We start from the raw sequence: 18,010 nt of genomic DNA on the forward strand, positions 1-18,010 counted from the left end.
AGGCTGAATCGTGAAATTCGGCGGCGAACGCGGGTGGTGGGGAGCTTTCCCGATGGGCACGCGGCCTTAATGCTGGTAGCGGCCCGGCTGCGCTATATGGCGGGCCAGAAATGGGGCACACAGCGGTATCTGTGCATGTCCAGGGAGGAAGCAGAATAGCGTCGGCGCTGTCACGGCCCTTGCAGCCGCGGCATCTTTGAATGTACCGCTCGCAAGGCCCGCGCCAGCGCCTTAAGGCAGACCCAAAAATCCTGACCACGCGGGCCGCTACGAAATGTGCGAAAAATTCTGGACACTACCGTTTTGGGCGCGCCGCCGGCCGCCCCGCGCCTGCGGCCACGCCACAGCAGATCCGCGAGGCTGCCGCGCGCCTTGCCGCGGCGGCCGTTGCCGCGCCGGCGGCCGTCTTGCAAAGCGTGGGTTCGGCCCCCGATGGCCTGGCCGCCGTGCAGATCCCCGCCCGGCGGCAACACTACGGGGCCAATGTTCTGGCCGTGAAAAACCGGGACGGCCTGGGGCGGCGGCTGTGCCGCTCCTTCATCAATCCTTTCAGCGCGGTGCTGCTGGTGCTGGCCTGCGTTTCCTTCATTACGGACTACCTGCTGGCCGCCGCCGGGGAGAAAGACCTTACCGCCGTGCTCATCGTGGCGGGCATGGTGCTGGCGAGCGGCACGCTGCACTTTGTGCAGGAGGCGCGCTCCGGCAACGCCCTGGCCCGGCTGGAGGGCATGGTCAAAACCACCATCGCCGTGCTGCGCGAGGGCCGGGAACGGGAGCTGCCCATTGCCGCCCTGGTGGTGGGCGATGTGGTGCGCCTGGCCGCGGGGGACATGATCCCTGCGGACATGCGCGTCGTCAAAGCCAAGGATCTGTTTGTGAGCCAGGCCTCCCTGACCGGCGAAAGCGGCCCGGTGGAGAAATTTGCCCAGGCCCTGCCGGCAGATCCGGCGCGCCAGAGCCCTCTGGATTGCGACAATCTGGTTTTTCTGGGCAGCAACGTGCTGAGCGGCGCGGCCCACGGGGTGGTGCTGGCCGTGGGCGGGGCGACTCTGTTCGGTTCGCTGGCCCGGCAGCTTTCGGTCACGGCAGCGCCCACCAGCTTCGACACGGGGCTTACCTCCGTTTCCTGGCTGTTGCTGCGGCTTATGGCCTGCATGGCGCCGGTGGTTTTTCTCCTCAACGGCCTGACCAAGGGCGATTGGGTGGAGGCCGCCGTCTTCGCCCTTTCCGTGGCCGTGGGCCTGACGCCGGAGATGCTGCCCACGGTGGTTTCGGCCAACCTGGTGCGCGGGGCCGTGTTTATGGCCCGCAAAAAGGTCATTGTCCGCCGTCTCAACGCCATCCAGAACCTGGGGGCCATGGACGTGCTCTGCACGGACAAGACCGGCACCCTGACTCAGGACAGGATCATTCTGGAATATTCCCGGGATATTCACGGTAACGACGACGATAACGTGCTGCGCTGCGCCTTCCTCAACAGCTGGCTGCAGACGGGCCTCAAAAACCTGCTGGACGCGGCCGTGGTGAGCCACGCCGAAGAAAAACGCATGCAGGACCTGCGCCAGGGCTGCCGCCTGGTGGACGAAATGCCCTTTGATTTCAGCCGTCGGCGCATGAGCGTGGTGGTGGAGAACCAGGGCGGCAACCGCCAGATCATCACCAAGGGCGCGCTGGAAGAGATGCTGGGGGTCTGCGCCTGGGCGCGGGACAAAGGCGCAGACGTGCCCCTGACCCCGGAACTGCGGCGGGAGATCGCGGCCCATGTGCGCCGCTGCAATGCCGACGGCCTGCGGGTGGTGGCCGTGGCCGTGCGCGCTGTGGAGGCTGCGCCCCGCGCCTATACGGTGGCGGACGAGCGGGAGATGACCTTGCTGGGCTTTCTGGCTTTTTTGGATCCGCCCAAGGAATCGGCCGCCAGAGCCGTGAGCGCGCTGGAGGCGCACGGCGTGCGCGTCAAGGTGCTGACCGGCGATAACGACGCCGTAACCCGCAGCGTCTGCCGCCAGGTGGGCCTGCCCGACCGCCGGGCGCTGCTGGGCGCGGATCTGGAAGGCATGGACGCCGCGGCGCTGAGCCGGGCGGTGGAAGAGGCGGACATTTTCGCCAAGCTGAACCCGCTGCAAAAGGCCCGCATTGTCGCCTGCCTGCGCGGCAACGGCCATGTGGTGGGCTTCATGGGCGACGGCATCAACGACGCCCCGGCCATGAAAAATGCGGACGTGGCCGTTTCTGTGGATACGGCCGTGGACGTGGCGCGGGAATCGGCGGGCGTCATTCTGCTGGAAAAAGACCTCACCGTGCTGGAAGCCGGGGTGATGGAAGGCCGCCGCACCTACGTCAATATCCTAAAGTATATCAAAATCACCGTGAGCTCCAATTTCGGCAACATGCTCTCTGTGCTTACGGCCAGCCTTCTGCTGCCTTTTTTGCCCATGACGCCCCTGCAGATCCTGGTGCTCAACCTGCTCTACGATCTTTCCTGCACGGCCATGCCCTGGGACAACGTGGATGCGGATATGCTGGCGCGCCCCAGCGTCTGGAACCGTGGGGGCATCCAGAGCTTCATGCTCTGGTTCGGGCCTGTCAGCTCGTTGTTCGACCTTTGCACCTTTGCCCTGTTGTTCTGGGTCATCTGCCCGGCGGCCATCGGGGGCGGCTGGGCCGGGCTGGACCCTGGCGGGCGCGCGGCCTTTGCCGCCCTGTTCCAGGCGGGCTGGTTTGTGGAATCCATCTGGACCCAGAGTCTGGTGCTGCACATGCTGCGCACGCCGCGGGCCCCCCTGCTGCAAAGCCGCGCCGCCTGGCAGGTGAGCCTGCTGACCTTTCTGGGCGTGGCCGTGGGCACGGCCATCCCCTTTGCCTCCCTGGGGCGCTGGCTGGAAATGAGCCCGCCGCCCGCCGCCTTTTTCCCCTGGTTGCTGGCCGTGCTGGTCGGTTACCTCGGCCTGGTCAGCGTGGTGAAGCTGCGCTATGTGCGGCGTCAGGCCTGGCTGTGAGGTCTTGCAGCCGTATTTTACAAAAATATAACCTTGCAGCTGGAGGCAACACTATGGTTTTTCGTCTGCGTCAGACCCTTTCCCTGCTTTTGTCGTTGGCCGCTCTGGCTTTACTGCCCTCGGCCCCGGTGCGGGCCGCCGACGGGGCCGCGCCGCGCCTGGAGCTGCCCGCGCCGGATAAAAGCGGCGGCCTGCCGCTCATGCAGGCCCTGGCCCAGCGCCGTTCCACCAAGCGCGGCTTCAGCGGCGCGCCCTTGCCGCCGCAGCAGTTGAGCGACTTGCTCTGGGCCACCTGGGGCGTTAACCGGGCGGACGGCCGCCGCACCGCGCCTTCGGCCATGAACCGGCAGGAGGTGGAGGTTTTTGTGGCCCTGCCGGACGGCGTGTGGCGTTACGATCCCGCCCACATTCTGGTCCGGGTGCTGGAGGGCGACAAGCGCGGGGCCATGGGCGGCGGCTCCCTGACCTTGCTTTACGCGGCCCCGGCCGCCAGCCAGTGGTCGGGCATGCATGTGGGTTCGCTCTATCAGAATGCCGGGCTTTACTGCGCTTCCGTCGGGCTGGGCAGCTATGTGCACGCCTCAGGCCTGCACGCCCTGGACGGGCAGCTGCCCCTGCCCGAAGGCTGGCGCGTGCTGATCGTCCAGACGGTGGGCGTGACGCAGTAGCGGCCTTGCCGCATATTGCGCTTGGACTGTAGTGCCGCGCCGGAGATGGCGGCCTGCAGGCGACGGCAACGCCCATGGACGGAGCCGGCTTCAGGCCAGCGCCTTGCCGCGGGCGGCACAGCGGCGGCAGGCGCGGTAAAGCGAGCGCCCCGCGCGGCCTGGCGCAAAAAAGCCCTTGCGCGGGGAACGCAAGGGCTGGGGACGGGGCCGAACCGCGCTGGCAGGCGGCCCAACCCGGAGGCGGGGCGGCGGGGCGCGGGTCGGCGTGCGCTCCGCCGCACCAGTAGGGCAGATTACCTTTGAAAATAGGCGTTCTGCAAAGTTTACGGCACGCTCGTTTCGGCGCTTGCCAGCGCAAATAAATTGCGCTTGCGCCGCCACGGCGGGCGTCTGCTCACGCAGCCGCCAGGGCATTTCAATTTTGAAACGCCCTGGCGGCCTCTGCGCTCAGAACCTACGGATAGAGGCCCGTGGGCATTTCCGCCATATTGATCATGATGTTCTTCTGCTGGGTGTAGTGCTCCAGGATGACCTTATGGGTCTCCCGGCCGAGGCCCGATTCCTTATACCCGCCGAAGGGCGCGCCCGCCGGGATGCTGTTGTAGGTGTTCACCCACATGCGGCCCGTTTCAATGGCGCGCGAGACGCGCAGGGCGCGGTTGATGTCGCGGGTCCAGACAGCGCCGCCCAGGCCGTAGATGCTGTCGTTGGCCATGGCGATCACTTCTTCTTCGCTCTTGAATTTGATGACCACGGCCACGGGGCCGAAGATTTCGTCCTGGGCCACGCGCATCTTGTTGTTCACGTTGCCGAGCAGGGTAGGCCGCATGAAGCAGCCCTTGGCCAGGGGGCCGTCGGTAAGGCGTTCGCCGCCGCACAGCACCGCGGCACCTTCGGCCTTGCCCTGTTCCACGCACATGAGGATGGCCTTGAGGTGGGATTCGTAGATCTGCGCGCCCATCTGCGTGTCGGGCTCCCAGGGCAGGCCCACCTTCACGCGGTTAAAGCGCTCCACGGCTTCGGCCACGAATTTGTCGTAAATGTCCTCATGCACAAAGACGCGCGAACCAGCGCAGCAGACCTGCCCCTGGTTGAAGAGGATGCCCAGCTGCAGGCCGTCCATGGCCATATCCCACTGGCAGTCGGGGAAGAAAATGTTGGCGGATTTGCCGCCCAGTTCCAGCGTGGAGGGGATGATGCGCTTGGCCGCGGCCAGGCCCACGTTGCGCCCCACGTCGGTGGAGCCGGTGAAGGCCAGCTTGCGGAAGCCGGGGTGCTCCAGCATGTACTGGCCGGAGCGCGAACCGCGCCCGGTCACCACGTTGAACACGCCCTTGGGCAGGGTGTCGCCCAGCAGACGGGCCAGCTCCAGCACGGAAAGGGACGTGTGGTTGGAAGGCTTGAACACCGTGCAGCAGCCCGATGCCAGCACCGGGGCCAGCTTCCAGGCGGCCATGAGGAAGGGGAAGTTCCACGGCACAATTTGGCCTACCACGCCGATGGGCTCGCGCAGCACCAGGGAAAGGGTGTTGCCGTCCAGCAGGGTGGCGCTGCCTTCCTCGGTGCGCACGGCCCCGGCGAAGTAGCGGAAGTGATCCGCCGCCATGGGGATGTCCACATTGAGGGTTTCGCGGATGGGCTTGCCGTTGTCCAGGGTTTCCACCATGGCCAGGTGTTCTTTATTGGCGTCAATGATGTCGGCAATGCGCAGGAGCAGGTTGGCGCGCTCAATGGGGTCAACCTTCTTCCAGGTCTGCCAGGCGGCGGTGGCGGCTTTGACGGCGCTGTCCACGTCTTCCTTGGTGGCTTCGGCGCAGGCGGCCAGGCGCTCGCCGCTGGCTGGGCAGAAGGTCTCAAAAAGGCCGCCGTCCGAGGCGGGACGCCACTCGCCGTTAATGTAGAGGCCGTACTGATCCTGCAGTTTAGGTTTTTGCATTTTTTACTCCTCTGTTGCATTGATATGTATGAGGTATGCAACGGCACAGGCTTACTGCTTGTACCGCGTATAAGCAAGTGGAAGATAGCTTTATAACTGCTATGTTCTAAAAATGAACACAATTGTGAAATGTTTTACCTGCAATAATCACTCTCTTTAAAAAAATAGTGACACTACTACTTTCCATGCCTGCTGTACTAAACGCAAGAATGGCAAAAAGTGCAAGCGCATCACGCTCTGTATGCACATCAGGACGTAGTATTAAAAAAAGATATGCTATTCTGGGGGGATGGGCTTTTTCATGTGGGGATGTTGTCATACCACTGCCGCGCGCCCCGGAAAGCGCGGGCAAAAATTGGGTTCGGATAAAACATATCAATATGATATGTTATAAGCGGCTGGCGGTCAACCGCGCCGCGGCGAGAGAGGTTTTTGCCCGTACAGCGGGTTGTGTGCTTCAGGAGTTATGCGCGTCAGGCGCGGCAAATGGATTTCGTGGCATGTGGGCGGACCAGAACCATCGGCAGGGGTTTTGCCCCGCAGGCCTTTATGCGCGCGGCGCCATGCCTCGCGGCGCAGCGGGCGGTACAGGGTGCCATGGCCGTGGGGCGGACCCACAGATGTGGGGAACATTGCCAAGTGATAAGGCAGGGCGCCATGGCCGTGGGGCGGACAGCGGGAATGCGGGCCGCAGGCGGTTGCAGGCGCAAAAAAAGCGCCGGGCCAAGGCCCGACGCCATGTGTGCTTCGTTGTGCGCCGGGGCTATTCGCCGCCCCGGCTCTTCTGGTGTTCGGCCATGACCTTTTCCGCCACGGGTTGGGGGGCCTCCTCATAGTGGTCGAATTCCATGGTGAAGAAGCCCTGGCCGCCGGTCATGGAGCGCAGGTCCGGCGCATAGCGCAGCACTTCGCTCATGGGCACATGGGCCTTGATTTCCGTGGTGCCGCCCTGGGAATCCGAGCCCAGCACCTTGCCCCGGCGGGAGGAAAGATCGCCGATAACGTCGCCCATGCTTTCATCCGGCACGGAAACGGTAAGCAGCACAATGGGCTCCAGCAGCACGGGTTTGAGGCTTTCCATGGCTTTTTTGAAGGCCAGGGAGCCCGCCACCTTGAAGGCCATTTCGGAGGAATCCACCGTGTGGTAGCTGCCGTCGTAAACTTTGACGCGGAAGTCCACCACCTGGCAGCCGGCCAGAAAGCCGCGGGCCGCCGCCTCCTGAACGCCCTTGTCGATGGCCGGGATATACTGGCGGGGGATGACGCCGCCCACGATGGCGTCTTCAAAAATATAGCCCGAACCGCGCGGCAGGCCTTCCATCTCTATCCAGCAGTCGCCGAACTGGCCCCGGCCGCCGGATTGCTTTTTGTGGCGGCCCTGCACCTGGCATTTGCCGCGCACGGTTTCGCGGTAGGGCACCTTGGGCGTTTTGAGCACAATGTCCACCTTAAAGCGGCGTTTGGCCTTTTCCACCGAGAGCTCAATGTGCAGCTGGCCCATGCCGGAGATCAGAATGTCGCCGTTTTCCTCGTCGCGGCCCAGGCGCAGGGTGATGTCTTCGTCCAGCAGGCGCTGCATGGCGGCGTAGACCTTGTCTTCCTCGCCTTTCTCTTTGGGGGCCAGGGCGTAGGTAATGAGCTGCGGGGGCAGTGCGGGCATGGGCAGGGTAAAGGGGGCCTTTTCATCGCAGAGGGTATCGCCGGTGCGGGTGTTTTTGAGCTTGGCCACGGCCACCAGCGCGCCGGGCCCCACGGGCTCCTTGCAGGGGGTCTGGGTTTTGCCCAGCAGGTAGAGCAGGCCGCCCAGGCGTTCGCCCTCGCCGCTGCGGACATTTTTGAGGTTCATGTCGCCGCTGAGCGTGCCGGAGAGCACGCGCAGCAGGGAAAGCTGCCCGGCAAAAGGATCCGCCAGGGTTTTGAAGACAAAGCAGGCCGCCGGAGCTTCGGGATCCGGGGCGCGCTCCGCGCCGTCCGCGCCCACAAAGGCGGGGCGGTCCAGGGGGGAGGGCAGCAGGGCCTCAATGGCCGCCAACAGGGCCTTGCCGCCTTTGTTTTCCAGAGCGGCGCAGGCCAGCACCGGGGTCAGCTCGCCTTTGAGCACGCCCGCGCGCAGGCCGGTACGCAGATCTTCCGGGCTGAGGCTGCCTTCCTCCAGGTATTTTTCCATGAGTTCTTCGTCGCTTTCGGCAATGTTCTCAATGGCCACATCGCGCAGCAGGGTCACGTCGTCGGCCAGGGCGGCGGGGATGTCCGCTTCGGCCGTGGCACCGTCGGGGCCAAACATGTGCGCCCGGCCCGCGAGCACGTCGGCCATGCCCACCAGGGTTTCGCCCTGGCGGATGGGCAGCTGCAGGACCACGGGCTTGACGCCCAGGGCGGTCAGACCGTCAAAGGCCATCTGAAAGTCGGCCCGGTCGCGGTCCATCTTGTTGATGACCATCAGGGCGGGCAGCCCGGCGGCGCGCGTCATGCTCCAGAATTTTTTGGTCAGGGGGCGCACGCCGTCCACGGCGTCCAGCACGAAGACCACGGCGTCCACGCCCATAAGCAGGCATTCCATATCGCCCGTAAAATTGCCGTCACCGGGAATATCCAGCAGGAAATGGCGGTTTTTGTTCCAGAGGTAGGTGGCGCAGGTTGGCTGCACCGAACCGCGGCGGCGCACTTCTTCGGGTTCGTAGTCCAGGCAGGTGGTGCCTTCTTCAATGGCGCCCATGCGGCTTACGGCCCCGGCGTTGAAGAGCAGCATTTCCGCCAGGGACGTTTTGCCGCAGCCGCCGGTGCCGACGAGTGCGAAGGTGCGTTGCATTTCCAGTGGAGTAGGCATGGTGTTCTCCCTTGCTAAGCGATGTGGCGGGCGCGTCGGGCGCTGGCCGGATGTACGGAAACAAAGGGCGAGGCGTATCCTCCTGAAAAAACGGCTCAAACTTATGGATCAGCGGGGTCGTGCCCGGCCGGGCAAAGGCCGGGGCGCGCGGCCGAGGCCGTGGCGGGGGATCTCGCCCCGTCTGGCCCATTGTCTTGTACCCTACAGGGTTGCCGCCAGAAAGGGAAGGGGGCCCGCCCTGAGGCGGTGCGGGCGGCCGCCCTGTTCAGCCCTTGGCGCGGCGGGAAAAGCGCGGCACGGACATGTGGCAGACCCCCCGCCCCGTGCGCCGGGCAAAGTGCTGGTGGTAGGGCTCCGCCGGGTAAAAGGGCCCGGCGGGCAGCACCTGGGTGGTCACGGCGTAGCCCAGGCCGCGCAGCTCGTCCAGCAGGCGCAGGGCCACGGCCTTCTGGTCCGCATCCAGCCAGAACACAGCGGAGCGGTACTGCTCCCCCACGTCCGGGCCCTGGCGGTTGCGCTGGGTGGGGTCGTGGATTTCAAAAAAGCGGCGCAGGATCTGCTCATAGCTGATTGCGGCCGGGTTGAAAGTCAGGCGCACGGCTTCGGCATGGCCCGTTTCCCCTGAGCAGACCTCTTCATAGCTGGGCTCGGCTGTGTGCCCGCCCGTGTAGCCGGACTGCGCCGTGCAGACCCCAGGCAGGCGGCCCAGGGCGTCTTCCACGCCCCAGAAGCAGCCCCCGGCCACCACGGCCACGCCCGTGCAGGCAGGATCCGCGTTTTGCAGGCCTGCCTCGGCTGCCCCGTGCGGGGCGGCGGCCACAGCGGGCGCTTCTTCGCCGGCGGGCACAAAGTGCAGGGAGAGGGAGTTGACGCAGTGCCGGGTGTTTTTGGGGGTAAAGCCCTCGCCCGCAAACACATGGCCCAGGTGGCCGCCGCAGCGGGCGCAGACGATTTCCGCGCGGTGGCCGTCCGCATCGGGCTGGCGGCGCACGGCCCCGGGCAGGGTGTCGTCAAAGCTGGGCCAGCCGCTGCCGGAGTCGAATTTGTCTTCAGCGCGGAACAGGGGCGTGCCGCACTGGCGGCAGCAGTAGCGGCCCGGCGCGGCCGTGTGGACATAAGCCCCGCTGAAGGGCGGTTCTGTAGCCTTGTGCAGCAATACGGCGGTTTCTTCCGGGGAGAGGGGGGGCAGGGTCTTCATGGGGCAGTCTCCTCATAGCCGTGGGGGTGGCTTTTGTGCCAGGCCCAGGCCGCGGCGATGACGCTTTCCACCTCGGCGCGGGCGGTCCAGCCCAGGATCCGGCGGGCGCGTTCCGGCGCGGCCACCAGGCGGGCGGGGTCGCCGGGCCGCCGGGGGCCGATCTTCACGGGGATGTCCCGGCCGGTGACGCGGCGGGCCGCGTCGATCATTTCCCGCACGGAAAAGCCCCGTCCGTTGCCCAGGTTGCAGACCACGCTTTCCCCGCCGGCGCGCAGGTAGCGCAGGGCGCGGCAGTGGGCGTCGGCCAGCTCCAGCACGTCCAGGTAGTCGCGGATGCAGGTGCCGTCAGGGGTGGGGTAGTCGTCGCCGTAGACGGTGACATGGGGCCGCAGGCCCAGGGGCACCTGCAGGATGATGGGCACCAGGTGGCTTTCGGGCCGGTGGTCTTCGCCCAGACTGCCGTCGGGCCAGGCCCCGGCCACGTTAAAGTAGCGCAGGGTTACGGCGCGGATGCCGTGGGCCAGCCCCACCCAGTGGGTCATGCTCTCCATAATGCGCTTGCTTTCCCCATAGGGATTGGTGGGCGCAAGGGGCGCGTCCTCCGGGATGGGCACGGCGGCGGGCTCGCCGTACACGGCGGCGGAGGACGAAAACACGAGCTTGTCCGCCCCGTGGCGCAGCATGGCCTCCAGCAGCACCTGCATGCCGTGGATATTGTTGTTGAAGTAGGGCAGGGGGCGCTCCACGCTTTCCCCCACCAAAGACCAGGCCGCAAAATGCAGCACGGCTTCTACCTTGTGGCGTTGAAAAATGGTGTCCAGTTGGGCGGGATCACGCATGTCGCCCACATACAGGGGCACGCCTGCGGGCACCGCCGCCCGGTGCCCGGTGCGCAGGTTGTCCAGCACCACGGGGTCTTCGCCGTGCGCCAGCAAAAGCCGCACGTTGTGAGAGCCGATGTAGCCCGCGCCGCCGCATACCAGTATGGCCATACCTTTTCCTTTTCTTGCCTGACATTGCCCCGGCCGGTGCGGGGCCTGGGAACATTTTGCCCCGGCGCGCCGCCTTTGACAAGAGCGCGCTGCAGGCGGGCAGGGCAAAATAGGAACAGTTCCGAAATTTCTGCTTGACACGCCGTCGGGCAAACCTTATTAAAAAGCTATGTTGAAGCGGAAAACCTCCATATGCGTCATCCTGCTCATGGCCCTGCTTGCGCTGGGCCGGGTGCAGCCCGTCTTTGCCGACGGGTGCGGTCAGGCCGCGCCTGCGGCGGTGGGCTGCCTGATGGGCGATGCCGCGCCGCTTGCCGCCTGCTGTGCCGCAGCCATGCATGGGGGGTGGGGCGCGTCAACCGTTGCGGACGGCGCTGGCGCCGCCCACACGGGTCACGCCAACGACGCGCCCGCCCCCGCAGGGCATGCCTGCGCCGCGCAGCTCTGCCTGCAGCTTTCCGCTTCCATCCTGCCGCAAACGCTGACCGTGGCCACGCCGCCTCCGGCGGCGGAGCGCCTCGCGGTTTCCGGCGTCAGCGTCCTTCCTTCCCGTCTTGGCGACAATCTCTTCCGTCCTCCCCGTCTGACCACCTCCAGGGGATAGTGCCCGGCCTGCGGTCTTGCGCCGTCTTCGGACGGCCTGAGCGCCCGCGCCCGGCCGCTGTCCCTCCGGGCCGGTCTTGCGTCGCGCCGTGCGCGCCGCATCCCGGCATGCGATCCATGACCCTGTGCGGCAACCTTCGCCCGCGTCCGTTCCTGCGGCGCAGCGGCCTGGTTGCGTGGATTGAACCAGAGGTGGTGTTTTATGGATACTCCGCGAGTAAACGTCGCGTTGGCGCTTGTGCTGGCGTTCTGGCTTTCCGCCTGCTCGCTTGCGCCGGACTACCAGCGTCCGGCGGCCCCCATGCCGTCCGCGGTGACGGAGGCGGGCTACGGCCCCGACGCCGCGGCCCGGGCTCCGGGGCAGACTGTGGATATAACGGCCCCGGGCTGGCGTGACTTCTTTAAGGACGCGCAGCTGCAGGCGCTGCTGGACGAAGGCCTGCGCCGCAACCGCGACCTGAAGCTGGCCGTGCTGGCCGTGGCCGAAGCCCGCGCCCAGTACGGCGTGCAGCGGGCCGAGCGCCTGCCCCAGCTCAGCCTGGACGGCAGCGATACGGTTTCCGGCTCCTTTTATGACCAACCCAAGGACAAGTTCGCGCCCATGCTGACCATTCCGGCTTTTGAGCTGGATTTCTTCGGCAGGGTGAAAAACCTGAGCGGCGCGGCCCTGGAGCGTTACCTCGCCAGCGAGGAAGCGGCCAGAGCGGCGCAGATCAGCCTGGTGGCGCAGATAGCCCAAAGCTGGGCGGATTTGCGCCTGGCCAAGGAAAGCCTGCAGCTGGCCCGCAAAACCGTGCAGAGCTGGGAGGCCTCCTACGCCTTTATGGGGAACCGGCTGCGTTCCGGCCAGGCCTCCGTGCTGGAGCTGGAGCAGGCCCGCGGCGCGGCGGCTTCGGCCAGGGCGGCTTTGGCCCAGCAGGAGCAGGAAGCCGTGCGGGCCGCCAATGCCCTTTCCCTGCTGCTGGGCAGCTTTGAAAAACGGGATCTGCCCCCGGCCGCGCCCCTGGCGGAACAGGCCACGGCGCCCCTGCCGGAGAGCCTCTCCTCCTCCGTGCTGCTGCGGCGGCCCGACGTGCTGGAAGCCGAACATAATCTCAAGGCCGCCAATGCGGACATTGGCGCGGCGCGGGCGGCCTTCTTTCCCATCATCAGCCTTACGGGCAGCGCGGGCTATGCCAGCGGCGCGCTGGCGAGCCTGTTCGACGGCGCGGCCTCGGTCTGGACCTTTGTGCCGCGTCTGGTCCTGCCCATTTTTACGGCGGGGCGCAACAAGGCCAACCTGGATCTGGCCGAGGTGCGGAAAGAAAGCTCCGTGACGACCTACGAAAAAACCCTGCAGACGGCCTTCCGCGAGGTGGCGGATGCGCTCATGACCCGGCGTTATTATGCCGGGCAGCTGGCCGCGCAGCAGGAATACCTGGCCGCGCAGCGCCGGGTGCTGGCCCTGGCCTCCGGCCGCTACGCCAGCGGGACCATCAGTTACCTGGAGGTGCTGGACGCGCAGCGCACGGTCTATGCCGCCGAGCAGGCCCTGCTGACCATCCGGCGCAACCAGCTGGTTAACGACAGCAACCTTTACGCCGCCCTGGGCGGGGGCCTTGCGGCGCAAACCGCCGCCCCCGCCGCGCGGCCCTGACCAACCATACTGCAACAAATTATAAGGAAAACATCATGAATACCCGTACCTTCGCTTTCGCTTCCGCTCTGGCCCTGACCCTTGCCTTCGGCTTTGCCCCCGCCAACGCCTCTGCGGCGCAGGACATGGAGCACGCGGCCCACACTGCGGCCCCGGCCGCCGACATGGCCCAGGGCGGCCAGATGGAGGGCATGAACCACGCGCCCGACGCGGCCCGCGCCGGGCAGGTCTATACCGCCCAGGGCACACTGATGAGCGTGGACGCGGCCGCGCCCAAGGCCGTCATCAAGCACACGCCTGTGGCGGCCCTGGGCTGGCCGGCCATGACCATGGGCTTTGCCGTGGAGGACGCCGACCTGCTGGCGGGCCTCAAGCCCGGCGACGCCGTGCGCTTTGACTTCCGCATGGAAGGAACCAAGGCCGTCATCGTGGATCTGGAACGCCGCTAACCTGTCGCATCCGGCGCGCGGAGGGCGCTTTGTCCGTCCGCGCGCCGCAGAGGAATACGCCATGACTGCGAAAAATCTGCTGCTGGCCGCCGCACTGCTTGCGGGCGGTCTGGGCCTGGGCTACGCCCTCTGGGGGCAGGCCGGAGCCGGGGGAAAAGCGCCCGCTGTAAGCGCGGCCGCCGCGCCTGCGGGCGAGCGCAAGGTGCTCTACTGGTACGATCCCATGTATCCGGGCACGCACTTTGACAAACCGGGCAAATCGCCCTTTATGGATATGGATCTGGTGCCGCGCTACGCTGACGAAGGCGCGGGCGCGGGCGTGCGCATTGACCCCGTGCAGGTGCAGAACCTGGCCGTGCGCACGGAAAAAGTGCGGCGGGGGCGGCTGACCTTTACGCGGCAGGTGCCCGCCAACATCAGTTACAACCGCTACAGCATGGCCAAGGTGCAGCCCCGCGCCGAGGGCTTTGTGGAAAAAATCCGCGCCTATGCCGTGGGCGACGCCATTGCCCAGGGCGCGCCCCTGGCGGAAATCACCGTGCCCCAGTGGGCGGCGGACCAGAGCGAATACCTGCTGCTCAAGGCGCAGGGGGGCGACCCCGCCGTGGTGCGCGGCGTGCGCGAAAAGATGCGCCTGACGGGCATGCCGGAGGAAATGCTGGCCGCTGTGGACCGGACCGGCCGGGTGCAGACCCGCATGACCATCAAGGCCCCGGTGGCGGGCATCATTACCACCCTGGACGTCTACCCCGGCATGAACGTGGGCAAGGATACGACCATCGCCGTCATTGAGGGCACGGACCCCGTGTGGGTGACGGCCAACGTGCCGGAAAGCGACGTGCACCTGCTGGCGGGCAAGAGCCGCGTGCGCCTGAGCGTGGCGGCCTATCCGGACCGGGGGTTCCAGGCGGAATCCTTCACCCTGCTGCCCGATGCGGATCCGGCCACGCACACCGTGCCGCTGCGCCTCAGCGTGCGCAACCCGGAAGGCCTGCTCCGCCCCGGCATGACCGCCGGCATCAGCCTGCGCGGCAAGGGGGAGGAGGCCCTGCTCATCCCCACCCAGAGCCTTATTGATTTTGGCGAAGAGCAGCGCGTCATTGTGCGTGCGGCGGACGGAACCTTTGTGCCCCGCAAGGTGGCGGTGCTGCGTTCCTCCCGCGAGCAGACGGCGGTGGCCTCCGGCCTGGAAGAAGGCGAAGAGGTGGTGACTACAGGGCTCTTCCTCATCGATTCTGAGGCCAACCTGCGTGGTGCGCTGGAAAAAATGCGGGCCGACGCCGCCCCGGCGGCGGACAAGGCGCCCGAAGCGCAGCCTGCGCCGAAGGACAAGGCCGCCGCGGCTTCCGGCCATGCGCCGGAGGATAAGGCCGCCCCTGCGGCCGGCGGCAGTCAGGGGGCCGGCGGCGCGGCCTCCGGGAGGCAAGGATCATGATCGGTTCGCTTATCCGCGCCTGCGTGCGCAACCGTTTTTTTGTGCTGCTGGGGGCGGTGCTGCTGGCCGCCTGGGGGGCCTGGGCCGTGTACCACACGCCCGTGGACGCGCTGCCTGACCTCTCGGATACCCAGGTCATCATCCGGACGTCCTATCCGGGCAAGGCCCCCCAGCTGGTGGAGGATCAGATCACCTATCCCCTGACCACGGCCATGCTTTCCGTGCCGGGGGCTACGAGCGTGCGGGGCTATTCCTCCTTCGGCGATTCTTATGTTTACGTCATCTTTAACGACAATACGGACCTCTACTGGGCGCGCAGCCGCGTGCTGGAATATCTGAACCAGGTGCAGAGCCGCCTGCCCGACGGCGTGACGCCCTCTCTGGGGCCGGACGCCACGGGCATCGGCTGGATCTACGAATACGCCCTGGTGGACAAGAGCGGCAAGCACGACCTGGCCGAGCTGCGTTCCCTCCAGGACTGGATGCTCAAGTTTGAGCTGGCCGCCGTGCCCGGCGTGGCCGAAGTGGCTTCCGTGGGCGGCGTGGTCAGGGAATACCAGATCGTGGCGGACCCGGTGAAGCTCGCCCAGTTCGGCATCCCCCTGAGCGCCATAGCCTCCGCCGTGACCAAGGCCAACCAGGAAGCGGGCGGCTCCGTCATTGAGCAGGCCGAGGCCGAATATATGGTTCGCGCGGGCGGCTATCTGAAAAGCCTGGAGGATTTTCGCAAAATAGTGCTCAAAACCGCGGCCGACGGCACGCCCGTCTACCTGGAGCAGGTGGCGGCCGTCCGCCTGGGCCCGGAAATGCGCCGGGGCCTGGTGGAGCTCAACGGCCAGGGCGAGGTGGCCGGCGGCATTGTGCTGCTGCGTTCGGGCGAAAACGCCCGCGCGGTCATCGCCGCCGTGCGCGAAAAGCTGGCCGCGCTGCAAAAAAGCCTGCCGGAGGGGGTGGAAATCGTCACCACCTACGACCGCAGCCAGCTCATCCAGCGCGCCGTGGACAACCTTACGGACAAGCTCAAGGAAGAATTCCTGGTGGTGGCCGTGGTCTGCGTGCTCTTTCTGCTGCACCTGCGCTCGGCCATGGTGGCCGTGCTGGCCCTGCCCCTGGCCCTCTGCGCCGCGTTCATCGTCATGTACTATCAGGGCATCAGCGCCAACATCATGTCCCTGGGCGGCATAGCCATTGCCGTGGGGGCCATGGTGGACGCCTCCGTGGTTATGGTGGAAAACGCGCACCGCAAACTGCGCCGCTGGGAGGACGCCTCGCCGGGCGAGACGCTGAGCGACGCGCAACGCTGGGAAATCATCACCGACGCGGCGGTGGAGCTGGGCCCGGCCCTGTTCGTAAGCCTGCTGATCATCACCCTCTCGTTCATCCCCGTCTTTGCTCTGGAGGGGCAAGAAGGCAAGATGTTCCGCCCCCTGGCCCTGACCAAGCTCTACGCCATGGGCGCTTCGGCCCTGCTTTCCGTAACGGTCATTCCCGTGCTCACGGGCCTCTGGGTGCGCGGCAGGATTCCTTCGGAAGAAAAAAACCCCATCAGCCGGTTCCTCATCCACCTGTACAACCCGGCCATCCGCGCGGTTCTGCGCCGGCCCCGCCTTACCCTGGCCGTGGCCCTGCTGGCGCTGCTCTCCACGCTCTGGCCCCTTGCACGTCTGGGCGGCGAATTTCTGCCGCACATGGACGAGGGCGACCTGCTCTACATGCCCTCCACCCTGCCGGGCGTTTCCGTGGCTGAGGTGGGCCGCATTCTGCAGCTTACGGATAAAATGATCAAAACCGTGCCGGAGGTGGACACGGTCTTCGGCAAGGCGGGCCGGGCCGAAACGGCCACGGACCCCGCGCCGGTGGAAATGCTGGAAACCACCATTCGCCTCAAGCCGCGCGAACAGTGGCGCAAAGGCATGACCATCGACAAAATCATTGAGGAACTGGACGCCGCCGTGCGCCTGCCGGGCATGGCCAACCTTTGGGTGCCGCCCATCCGCAACCGCATCGACATGACCTCCACCGGCGTCAAAAGCCCCATTGCCGTCAAGGTTTCCGGGGCGGACATGGCGCAGATCGACGCCACAGCCCTGCAGGTGCAGCATGTGGCGGCCGCGGTGCCCGGCGTGGTCTCCGCCCTGGCGGAAAGCCTTACGGGCGGGCGCTACGTGGACGTGCGCGTCAACCGGGAACAGGCCGCCCGCTTTGGCATGAACGTGGCGGATGTGCAGCTCTTCATTTCTTCCGCCGTGGGCGGGGAAAAGATCGGCGAAACAGTGGAAGGCGTGGCCCGCTACCCCATCAACCTGCGCTACCCCCAGCAGTACCGGGACAGCGTGCCCGCCCTGCGCAGCCTGCCCGTGCTCACGCCTTCCGGGGAGCAGATTACCCTGGGCGACGTGGCGGACGTGCGCATGGCTTCCGGCCCCACCATGCTCAAGAGCGAGCAGGCGCGCCTGGCCGGCTGGGTGTACATAGACGCGCGCGGGCGGGACATGGTTTCGGTGGTGCGCGACCTGGACAAGGCCATCCGGGAGCAGATCCAACTGCCCGCCGGGGTGAGCGTCTCCTTCACCGGCCAGTACGCCATGCTGGAGCGGGCCACGGAGCGGCTGAGCCTTATGGTGCCCGCCACGTTGCTGATCATCTTCCTGCTGCTCTATATGGAGTTCAGGAGCGTGAGCGAATCCCTGCTCATTATGCTCTGCCTGCCGTTCTCACTGGTGGGCGGGGTGTGGTTTATGTACCTTATGGGCTATGCCCTCTCCGTGGCCACGGGGGTGGGCTACATTGCCCTGGCCGGGCTGGCCGCGGAATTCGGGGTGGTTATGCTCATCTACATCAAGCACGCCGTGGCGGAGCGCCCGGCCCTGGCTTCGCCCCAGACGGCCACCGCGGCGGAGCTGGACGCCGCCATCCACGACGGCGCGGTGCTGCGCGTGCGGCCCAAGGCCATGACCGCCGTGACCACCGTGGCGGGCCTGCTGCCCATCTTCTGGACGGCGGGCACGGGCTCGGAGATCATGACGCGCATCGCCGCGCCCATGTTCGGCGGCATGATCAGCGCGGCGGCTCTGTCCATGTTCATTCTGCCCGCAGCCTACAAACTGCTGCTGGCGCGCCGCCTGCTGCCGCGGGGCAAAGGCCCGGTGGCGTAAGCCCCCTGCGGCAAACGGCGCGGTGAACAAAAAAGGCCGGGGAACCTTCGGGTTTCCCGGCCTTTGCGGCGTAATAACGCAGCCGCCGCGGCGCTGCAGCTTCTTGACGCCGCCC

13 protein-coding genes are annotated in these 18,010 nt (G+C 66.4%); 8 read left to right on the plus strand and 5 right to left on the minus strand.

Translation table 11 applies throughout. From position 1 onward, the window contains the following. The 3 genes from BLS55_RS11920 to BLS55_RS09080 form a co-directional block, all read left to right on the plus strand. On the plus strand, positions 1-159 hold a 159-nt coding region (locus tag BLS55_RS11920; RefSeq protein WP_180365437.1), incomplete at its 5' end, for a transposase. Positions 160-200: 41 nt separating this feature from the next. Continuing rightward, complete coding sequence (gene mgtA, locus BLS55_RS09075; RefSeq protein ID WP_092154505.1) at positions 201-2,996, plus strand: magnesium-translocating P-type ATPase; 2,796 nt, start codon at positions 201-203, stop codon at positions 2,994-2,996. Between the two features lie 53 nt (positions 2,997-3,049). Next, positions 3,050-3,664 carry a nitroreductase family protein gene (locus BLS55_RS09080; RefSeq protein WP_092154506.1) on the plus strand — a complete coding sequence of 205 codons (615 nt, stop codon included), beginning with the start codon at positions 3,050-3,052 and terminating at the stop codon, positions 3,662-3,664. A 454-nt stretch (positions 3,665-4,118) separates the two neighbouring features. On the opposite strand, the gene BLS55_RS09085 is transcribed toward BLS55_RS09080, so the two are convergent. From BLS55_RS09085 to galE, 5 genes are all read right to left on the minus strand, one after another. Continuing rightward, positions 4,119-5,600 carry an aldehyde dehydrogenase family protein gene (locus BLS55_RS09085; protein WP_092154508.1) on the minus strand — a complete coding sequence of 494 codons (1,482 nt, stop codon included), beginning with the start codon at positions 5,598-5,600 and terminating at the stop codon, positions 4,119-4,121. Between the two features lie 106 nt (positions 5,601-5,706). Then, positions 5,707-5,919: a hypothetical protein gene (locus BLS55_RS11925; RefSeq protein ID WP_143339541.1), complete on the minus strand. Its 213-nt coding sequence runs from the start codon at positions 5,917-5,919 to the stop codon at positions 5,707-5,709. Between the two features lie 444 nt (positions 5,920-6,363). After that, positions 6,364-8,427, minus strand: coding sequence for an elongation factor G (locus BLS55_RS09090; RefSeq protein WP_092154510.1), 2,064 nt, complete (start codon positions 8,425-8,427; stop codon positions 6,364-6,366). 265 nt (positions 8,428-8,692) lie between these two features. Further along, positions 8,693-9,616, minus strand: a complete 924-nt coding sequence (locus BLS55_RS09095; protein WP_092154581.1) for a bifunctional methionine sulfoxide reductase B/A protein — start codon at positions 9,614-9,616, stop codon at positions 8,693-8,695. Positions 9,617-9,621: 5 nt separating this feature from the next. Then, positions 9,622-10,617, minus strand: coding sequence for a UDP-glucose 4-epimerase GalE (gene galE / locus BLS55_RS09100; RefSeq protein ID WP_092154512.1), 996 nt, complete (start codon positions 10,615-10,617; stop codon positions 9,622-9,624). A gap of 169 nt (positions 10,618-10,786) precedes the next feature. Between galE and BLS55_RS09105 the strand changes: the two genes are divergently transcribed. The 5 genes from BLS55_RS09105 to BLS55_RS09125 all read left to right on the plus strand — a co-directional run bounded on the left by BLS55_RS09105 (position 10,787) and on the right by BLS55_RS09125 (position 17,895). Then, positions 10,787-11,221: a hypothetical protein gene (locus BLS55_RS09105; protein ID WP_092154513.1), complete on the plus strand. Its 435-nt coding sequence runs from the start codon at positions 10,787-10,789 to the stop codon at positions 11,219-11,221. Between the two features lie 201 nt (positions 11,222-11,422). Continuing rightward, on the plus strand, positions 11,423-12,856 hold the full coding sequence (locus tag BLS55_RS09110) for an efflux transporter outer membrane subunit (RefSeq protein WP_092154515.1): 1,434 nt from the start codon (positions 11,423-11,425) through the stop codon (positions 12,854-12,856). Positions 12,857-12,891: 35 nt separating this feature from the next. Continuing rightward, on the plus strand, positions 12,892-13,305 hold the full coding sequence (locus tag BLS55_RS09115; RefSeq protein ID WP_092154517.1) for a copper-binding protein: 414 nt from the start codon (positions 12,892-12,894) through the stop codon (positions 13,303-13,305). A 61-nt stretch (positions 13,306-13,366) separates the two neighbouring features. Further along, a complete protein-coding gene (locus BLS55_RS09120) occupies positions 13,367-14,740 on the plus strand; it encodes an efflux RND transporter periplasmic adaptor subunit (RefSeq protein WP_092154519.1) in 1,374 nt (457 codons plus the stop codon). Then, positions 14,737-17,895 (plus strand): efflux RND transporter permease subunit, encoded by a 3,159-nt coding sequence (locus BLS55_RS09125; RefSeq protein WP_092154521.1) that lies wholly within the window; start codon positions 14,737-14,739, stop codon positions 17,893-17,895. Before BLS55_RS09120 ends, BLS55_RS09125 begins: the two co-directional genes overlap by 4 nt. Positions 17,896-18,010: the final 115 nt, after the last annotated feature.

The sequence above is a fragment of the Desulfovibrio legallii genome (assembly GCF_900102485.1).
GTDB classification, from domain to species: domain Bacteria; phylum Desulfobacterota; class Desulfovibrionia; order Desulfovibrionales; family Desulfovibrionaceae; genus Desulfovibrio; species Desulfovibrio legallii_A.